3 protein-coding genes are annotated in these 9,394 nt (G+C 47.8%); 1 reads left to right on the forward strand and 2 read right to left on the reverse strand.

Features of this window, described 5'->3' with window-relative positions; genetic code table 11:
• Positions 1-5,356: 5,356 nt before the first annotated feature.
• Complete coding sequence (locus FJZ26_02090; GenBank protein MBM3229196.1) at positions 5,357-6,187, reverse strand: hypothetical protein; 831 nt, start codon at positions 6,185-6,187, stop codon at positions 5,357-5,359.
• Entirely contained in the window at positions 6,103-7,050 is a 948-nt protein-coding gene (locus FJZ26_02095) for a hypothetical protein (GenBank protein MBM3229197.1), read from the reverse strand. Before FJZ26_02095 ends, FJZ26_02090 begins: the two co-directional genes overlap by 85 nt.
• 218 nt (positions 7,051-7,268) lie before the next feature.
• Here FJZ26_02095 and FJZ26_02100 point away from each other — a divergent pair.
• Positions 7,269-9,394: hypothetical protein (locus tag FJZ26_02100; GenBank protein MBM3229198.1), on the forward strand; the 2,126-nt coding region annotated here is incomplete at its 3' end.

Genomic DNA, 9,394 nt, shown 5'->3' on the forward strand with positions numbered 1-9,394 from the left:
CAGGCGAGGTCGGGGGATTTGTCCTTCTGACTGTCAATGCAGTGAAAAATGACGAGGTCTTGCGCCAATTTGGGCAGGACACTGAATCAAAAAACAATTATCTGCGGCTGCTGGACTCAGGGAACGTTGAGGGGGCACAAAAGTTTATTTCAGGATACAGGACTGCCTCCGGTGAGAGTATTGATACAAAAGGCCTTTTTGCCTCCCAGGTTTTTGGCACTGATGCGGCCAAGACGTTCATTGATGCAAACAAGCTGTTCTTGTACATTGCAGACAAGCAGTCTTTCAGGCTTTTCAGGGACTTTGTAAGGGAGGCGCCTGATGCTGTCAAGGATATCAAAAAAGAATACTTGAAGTCGGTTTCACTTGAAAGCCTTGGCCCCGAGCAAAAAAAACAAGTCCTTGAAATTGCCATGCAGCTGTCAGACCAGGCCCATCTAAACGCCGTTTCACGCCTTGTTGATGCAGTGGGGCCAGATAATGAAAAGCTTGCCAAGCTTGTTTCCGACTTGCAAGAAAGCCTTCGCACGGCAACCGGGGCACAAGAGCGAAACAAGGCAATACAGGAGTTCTCCCAAAATGTCCTTGATGCCACAAAAGGCGACGGCAAGGCCCTTTCAAAGGCAAAGGCAATACTGGAGGGCCTTGAGGCAATTGAATCGCAGCGCACTGCAATAGGGAACGGAAGCCTTGCAGACGCAAACAAGCTGGTGCTCTCCTCACTTGATGTGCTTTCTGACAGGAACAGGCTGGAAAAGTCCTCTTCGGCGGCAGACTTCAGGTTTGGCCTGGCTGCGCTCAACACCGTCGTAAAGCTTTCCGAGCTTGGCAACATTCCAAACAAGAAGATTGAGGAGCTTGCAGCCGCCCAGGCAGCAACAATAAGCCAGATGCTTGACTTGAACACAGCCAGGCAGAATTATTATGATATAACAGGCGGGGCGACAGCCGACTATGCGGAAAGCAACCTATGGAAAAAAATGATGCATGGGGAGGAGGCCTTGAGGCAAATCAAGGCTGCCGGAGACTTTGAGAACAAGGTCCGCTCTGTTTCTGCCGCGCTTCAAATTACCGATGCGCAGGCAATCGCCTGCCTGAATGGCGACTTGACCTCTCTTGACAAAGGGCAAAAAAAACAATTTGCCGATATGAAAATTTCCCTTACTGAAGAAGAGCGCAAAGTTTCTGCAGGCGTCACAACCATTTTTGCAACCGCGGACAGCTTCAGGGGAACTGCAGCAGCACAGTCAACGCAGCTTATCGAAGGCTATAAGAAAGTCGACGGCCTGTTTGGCCAGCTTATCCTTGAGACAAACAACCTTAACTCTATAAAAAAGCAGCTTGAAGCCAGCCCAGACGACGCTGCCTTGATGAAAAAATCTCAGGAGGCTGCAGCCAAGGTAAACGCCATTCAGGACTCAATAATACAATCAGGCATGCTTGTGTCAGAGGCAAAGCCGGATGTGCAGGCACAAACAACCAAGCTTAGGGAGCTTTCTTTGCAATATAATCAGGCTCAGGAAAACGGTGACAGGGAAACGCGTGATAAAATCAAGGTTCAGATGGATGCAATAATTGGAAACCTTAAGGGCCAAAAAGACGTGCTGTTTGGCGACCTGAATGCAGCCAGCACAAGCGTGCAAAAAGAGCTTGTCAGGGAGTACCAGTTCCTGGGAAATGCGACTTCCGGGGCAAGCGACACTGAAATCCTCAGAAGGTACTCGCCAACAAGCCTTGCGTTTGTTGTAAGCTCCCTTTCTGACACAAAGGCACAGGCAGACGAGTCTGTCAAGTCGGCTGTCAAGGCAGCCACAAACACTAGCGCCTCACTTGCATTAAATCAGCTTGCCTTTGAACTCTGCTCTGATGAATCTAGGGAGCAGCGCGATGCAATGAGAAAATCCTATGAAGAGATGGTTGAAAAGGCCAAAAAGGATGCAGCTGACAAAAAACAGGAGGCCCGCGAAGCCATTCTTGAGTCAGCCTCAACAAAGGCCATTGAAACCACTATCAAGGAGCAGAGGAGCGCGATTGAGAAAGAGTATCAGGAAAAAACCGACTCCAAAAAACAATCATACGAAGAATTCCTTACTGAAGCAGGCTACAAAGGCGCTGAACTCAAATCAAGGCTCGAGCAAAGATATGCAAAGATTGAGGCCGATATGGAGGCGGAGAAAAACCTTGCCTTGGCAAAGTTTGACATCAATGCCTCTGTTTTTGCAGCCGAAGCCAGGCTTGACGGCCAAAAATCAGTTTATCTTGGGCGCGTAAAATCCCTTGAGGCGGATTTGCAGCTGACCAAACAGCAGCTATCAAGCCAGGAGATTGCAGCTGAAGGCATTGAGCAGACAAAACCATCCAAATTCGGGAAAATGCCAGAAGCGCTTGACAAGCTTAACTATCTGCAGGCAAAAGTGCAAACCCTTGAAGAGTCAATAAAGCTTGCCAGGGAAAACTACAATGCGGCCAATGCCACATTCCACGAGATTGCGCTAAGTGAAATCTCCTCAAACACGGCTGTTTACCTCAATGCGGGCCGCGCGCTTTCGGCTTCCTTTGCCCTAAGCACGCAGGCGCAAACCCTACCAATACTTGGCCAATACCAGACGCAGGCAACATATCATACTGTTTCAAGGATTCTTGAAGACCCGCTTACCTCTGAGCAGAAAACCAGCCTTCTTGCCCCAATCGCAGGCTCAAGTGCGGCCGTGCTGTCTGCCGCAGCCAATCTTTATGCCAATTACGGCGGCATCCATTCTCAGGCCAGCAAGGAGGCGGAATTTGGCGAAAAATACGAAAAGCTTGCCACACTGCTTCATCAAACATTCTCTACCTACCAGACAGGCATCTCAAAAGTTTCTGACTCGCTTTACAATGCCGAATCGCAGCCGCTGCAGGCGATTGGCCAACTTGAAGCACAGCTGTCTAAAACACAGTTCATGCTCTCGTCAAAGCTTGCAAACATTGAACAGCAGCAACAGGAACTGCAGGCCCAGCAGCCGCAAAGGCCGGGCAAAACAGCACAGCTTGACTACGCAAGCTCAAAGGCGTTTGAAGAAGTCCAGAAACTACAAGGCGAGGCGGCCAAAATACAAGACGCGCTTGAAATCCAAAAATCCCAGGCAGCCGCAAATATCTCAAGCTTGGCAAAGCATGCTGATGTAGAGGTCCTGGAACTCATCTCCAACTCCATAAACATCCAGACAAGCCATTTAATCAGGACATACCAAAATTCCAAGCGCGAGGTTGAGGTAAATCCTGATGCCGACTATTATACGCAGTCCAAATCGGAGCTTGACAGGCTGACTGCACAAATTTCGGCAATTGAAAACACGGCATCTAAAAACCAACGGCTGCTTTGGGATAAACAAGATAGGTTATATTCAATGCCTGAGCCTGAGCAAAGCCAAGGTTTAGCCCAAAAAGGTACAAGTTATAACACGCGCGAAGTTTTAGAGGCGGAGATTTCAACCATCCAGGCGCAAATAGATGAGTCAACATCGCAGCTGGCTGAACTTAGGCTAAAACAAGCAACACTCAAGTACTCAATTCCTGAACAAAAACCTGCCGGAGATTCAGATTTTCTTTACACTGCTCTTTCCCAGCAGGAAACCTACCTGGACAAATATGTCCACGGCTCTGACATTATCAAACCCGCCCAATACAGTGATTCGCAAGAGGCGCAACTGCAATCCTACTCAATGCACTTCAACACAATAGCCCTTGACCAAAACCAGCGCCAGCAAATAAATTCCACTTTCGGCCTTGTCGCGCAGCAGATTGCTCCGCTTGTCACAACTCCAGATGGCCAACTTGGCATTTCAGAAGATGCTCGCAGGCAAATAGAGTCCATGGTAAACTCAGGCCAGTTGGAAATTGTTGTTTCCGCCACAAGGTCTTTTGAAGGGCTTCCAGGCACGCCCCAGTTTGATGCAAAGGCAGACAAGAATATTGGTCTTGCCAATGCGTCTGCAGCCCAGGTTGCTTCAGAATCCTATATTGAGATAGCCTCGCAGATAACTGGGCAAGCGCCGGATGAGGCACAGCGCAAAATGTTTGTCTCAAATCCTTCATCATTTGACGGGGTGCAGACTCCAGACCCTACAATTGCGCTTGCAATCCAACTGTCGCATCTTGGCATAATCAAAGTCGAGCAAACCGACAAGGAGGACTATACAAATACCGCAACAGCATTCAAGCCAACAATTTCACAAATCGTGGCTGACGGGTATATTGGAATAAAATTTGACGGCTCAGTGGTTCGGATAAAACCGACTGAGAATCCAACAGACCAGCAGCTCAATGAGGCATACTCGGCACGGTTCAAAAGCCTGGGTGGCATGACTGCGCAGCAGCTAGTTGATTATTCAAACGGCACAGCGCAGGCCCCAGGAAATGAAATCTACTATATTGAAAAAAGCTCAAAGCAGATGAAGACTGTTGAACCAGGTGCCCTAACTGAAGAGCAGGCAAAGCAAATCCTCAAATCCTCAACTGTCATTACAGGCCTTGACAAGGAAAATGAAATTGAAAAGGAACTAAAACAATACAGGCAAGTTGGCATGGACGTGCATGTCAAGGAAAAAGACCAAGAAACTGTTGACAACCAGGAGTGGCTTTATGCAGCATCTTTGGCGCTGCAAAACCGCACCGAAGCGCTCAACATGATGTACAAGACAGCAAGTGAAATTGAGGCAGGCTACCTTTATGACTCTAGTGTAAAAGAAGCCGTGCTTGGCATTAACAAGAACATTGTTTCAAAAATACCTGAAGCCGACAAATATTTCAATCCAAAATCAGAGTCATCCATCCTTGGGATGCAATATAAGCCCGATTCAGGGCCTGAAGCCCAGTCCCTCATAAATACGGCAGGCAGCTTAAGGGCTGAGCATGCGCAAATGCAAGGCGATATACAGCAGGCTGACATGCTCTACACGCTGCAGGCTCCAAAGTCCCCTGCGCAAAGGTTCCTTGACCTTGACAGGAAGCTTGTCACTACGGTTGGCGAGGGGCTTGGCTATGCCCTCTTGCCAGTCACTGCGCCAACATTTGCCGCTGTCGGAATGAACCAACCAATGCACTCAAGAAAAGACACGTTCTTTGACACTGTTTCAGGCAGGCTTGATGACCAAATGACTTATGGCCGGGTTTACTCAAACGAGCAGGAATACTACACCTCACTTGACATTGGCAGGACAACGACCGGGCAGCACTTGCAAAAGCTCCAGGATGATTACAAGTCGCAGGAGGAGCAGAAAAGGCGGCAGGAAGAGCAAAAGCGGCGCAAAAGCCAGGGCGCAAATTAGGATTTTTCTTGGAGCCGCGCCTGGCTTTTGCTTTTTAGTGAAGCGGGTCTTTATTTTTCTTCCATCAGTCCCTGTTTTGAAAAAGGCTCAGGAACGGCTTTTCCGGCAGCCGTCTGGTACTGGTTTTTGAAAACTGAGCGCATTTCAGTTCCATTCCATTCTATGGAATTGTATGCTTCTACAAACTCCTTGTTTGAGAATAAATATTCAATGAACTTGTCATCGTTTCTCCTGCCAATCGCATCGCGGCCAAAGTCCTCAAGGCTCTTGAATTTTTTGCCTGTCTTAGCTTCAAGTATGTTTTTCCTGAATTCAAGTGCAATGACTCCGCTTCTGTTCCACAAGTCAGAATACCTTGAAAAATATTCGCCTACAGCTTGTAGCTCAGGCGGCCTGTATGCAAGCCCTTCTTCCCCAAGCCCGCCTTCCTGCAGGCTTGCTATTTTCAGTTTCAGGGATTTGGTCGCATCCGGGTTTTCAAGGCACTGTCGCAGCCTTTCAATTGCCCGCGCTTTTTCAAAATCCAGTTTTGCAGCCGGGCGGCTCAAATCAGCAAGCTCCATCCTGCCAAGCACTTCCAGGTCAAGTGCTTTCCTGCTCTCTTCAGGCACAAGCTTCAGCTTCAAAAACAATGACTCCAATGCAAGGTCATCAAGCACTTTTGCAAACTCTTTGTCTGATTTGTACTGCCTTTCAACTACCTTGAAAAACTCTTCTTTGCCTTCCTTTTCATCAGGCTTTGACTCAAGCATCCAGTTTATCCCGGCGTATGCTGCGTATATAAATGCCCATGCCCTTATTGCAGCATTGGCCCGTATTGCTGATTTTGAGTCTGAAAAGTCAATTTTATCATCCGCAAGCTGCGGCTGCAGTTTTTGCACGAATGTCCGCAGCCCCAACATGTCAATGCATCGCTTACAATCACTCCATCAAATTTCATTTCCCGCCTCAAAAAGCCTCTCACCAGCTGCGGTGAAAATGTTGAAGGAACGCCTTCGCTTGCGCCAAGCCCAGGCAAATCCAGGTATTTTTCGACAGCCTCCTCTTGGGCCTGCGGATACTGGCAGTGGCTCACCATGGCAAGTTTTGCCCTTTTTTCTTTTGGCTGCAATAAATTATCCACAAAAACCTTGCACTCATCCATAAGCTTTTTAAGCCCGCCTTCAAACTTGACAATTTCCCCCTCACTTGTCTCAAGCCTGCTTGAGCCGAAAAACAGGTGCTTTGGGACCGCCTGCCCGCCAACACTTTGCGCACCCTGTATCCTTGCATTAAACGAAATTTGGAACAGGCAATCCAATTCCTCGTTGCTTATGGCCATCCTGGAAAGTTGCCTGAATTTTTCAGCCCCAAACAAGGCTTCAAGGGGCAGAAGCTTGTCATCAATGTCCTTTTGCGCAAGCGGTATGTTGTGCTCCACACCATATCTAATCATATTAAGAAGTCCTGCTAACATGTGGGCTCCAAACGTGTTTGAGCCTCTTTTTCCATACCTGTAAAAGTAGCTTGCATCGCCAGTTGGTCCTAAAACAAGAGGTGTTTCAGATGCCGCTTCGGCAGTAATCTTGAAAAGATAATCAAATTGTGCGGCACTGGCTACCTTAACTGCACTCTCTCTTACCTTCATCTCATGTGTGAAATTCTCCTGGCTAATCAATCCAGGTCCTAATATTGTGGCTCCCGAACTGCCTTGGTTTTTTGTGCTGTCCTGCAGCTGAACGAAACTTATTTGAAACACAAACATTTGCCGCCACCACTTTCCAGCAGTCAGTCCTGCTTCTTGCTGTTTGTTTCCGGGCTCTTGTCAAGCACGCTTCCAACCATTGCCAGGAGAACCCCTCATATTTTTCCTCAATATACGCTTATATATGGGTTCTTGCCAAATTTAACCAGCAATTAAGTTGCAAATAACCTGCATGATATGCGCAAGTCAATATTGTTGCAACTTTTCGGGGTGGCGCAATGTTCCTGTTCAGCACTCTTTTGATGGAAGCACCGGAAACATCCGGCAAGGAGAATAAAAAGTCGATGACTCCTGAAGAGCACGTTTCCCACTATGCGCAGCGCAAGGCTGCAGGGGCGCGGCCTGCCGAGCTGAAAAAACTGGAGCACGAGGCGTTCAAGGCATTTTATTCCTCCTCAAATGAGTGGAAGGACTACATTGCAAAGATGAAAGTCTCGGATATAGCAAAGCAAGACGCGGCAAATTTTGGGTTTGCACAAACAAAGGAAGGTTATCTTGAACTCTCATTCACGCGCACCTTGCGCTCAATCACCGAGCTTAGGGAGTATCTTGCAAAGCATCCGCAAAACCAGCTCAAAGCCGCTGACCTAACACCTGAGATAGAGCAGTTCATTGTCCGTGATTTCACCAAGAAGAGCTTCAAATACGGCCGTGTGGGCTACTTGAGGGCCAAGGAGGGCATGACACTTGAGGATATTTTCAACAATGTGTTTGACAATTACATCCAATCCATTGGAGGCAAGGAGAAATACGACCCCACACAACTTGATGTCGTGCGCCAGCTTGCAAAAGACAGGGTGCTAAGCTCCCTTCCTCAAAACGCAAAAAAAACGCTCATGTCAATAAATAGGGAGTTCCAGGGATACAATCATCCGGAGTCGGCGCTGTTTGCAATAGTCGCAGGCGCAAAAGACCTCTATCAAAGGATAAAATCATCCATGGAAAACATCATGTCCACCTATAAATTTCCTCCAATACAAACCACACCTTCGATTCCTTCAATCCAAGCCCTTCCAGAAACCAGCTTCTCCCCGAAACTTGATCTTGTGCCTAAGTCGACTTTTAATGTCAGCGCCGAGACAAGTGCAATTGAAGCTCTTTCCCACACGACCAATGGCTTTGACAATAAGCAGGTTGTTGACAATTTGATGAATTTCCGCCTTCATAAAATGAATGACCTAACAAAATTTTTCAACGAGATGAAGGCAACCGGTGGAAAATTCACACTTGTTGATGAGAACGGCAACCAGAAATCCTTTGTGCTATCCGACATCATCCGCGACAGGGATGCGACAGGCGCAAGGCGCGACTTTTTGCTTTTTATTCGCAACTTCAAGCTTGAGCGGCAAAACGAAATGACCATAACACTTGGAAAAAACGAGTACATCCTCAAAGTTGACAGAAAGGAGTCTGGGGGAACAATCACACTTGACACGCTTAAGGGGCAGAAAATCAAGTTCTTTGCCTCTGCTGATAACAAAACCGGCATTGCAACAGCCACACTGGACGTGCCTGGCTTTAGCATTGTTGCAGATGCAAAATACTACTATGACAATGCAAAGCGCTTTACTGTTGAAAATGTGAACACCACATTCAATGTGGGCAAACAGGCAATCCTCTCCATTTCCGGGACAAGCCTGAATTTCACGCCCTCGCAGATTTTTACATTCAACAAAAACGACCCGTTCAAAAGCACAATCACTATTGGCGGCGATAATCCAAGCGCTCTTGCCCGCAAAACCATCAGCTTGCAGCAGCTTGTTGGAAACGACCCGCAGACAGCCGCACTTAGAAGGCAAGCCTGGGCTGCAATTGTCAACAATCTTGGTGAAAATGCCATGATTAGCATTGGGGCAACGATTGGTTCGGCGCAGACAAAAATAACCGCAGGGGTTGACATAAGCAAGGATAACCTGCAGCATGGCTACCAGCGCATCAGGGGGCCTGGAAGGGTTGGGGCAAGCCTGACTCTTGCAGGCGTAAATGTTGGCGTTGCAAATGTCGCAAACCTGTCGGTTGAAAACTCAACTTTCACCTACTACACAGGAAGCGGCGGCACCTATGCCGGCTGGTCTGACGCATCGGGAAACGAGCTAATGGGCGTATCCTCGTCAATCACAAAAAAAGAGCTCAACGACGCAGGCATATCAAAAGTAATAGAGACTGCCCACAAGCTTAAAGACCAAATAGAGCTTGCGTGGAAAAGCGGAAACATAAAACAGATGAAAACCGACTGGGTGAAGGCAAGGGACAACATATTGCACAACCTGTGGAATGTCTATGATGCGCTTCCAGAGGACACCAACCTTAGGATAAGCCTATCAAACCTTCTTCCACATGTGCA

It is taken from the genome of Candidatus Parvarchaeota archaeon (assembly GCA_016866895.1).
Lineage (GTDB): Archaea > Micrarchaeota > Micrarchaeia > Anstonellales > VGKX01 > VGKX01.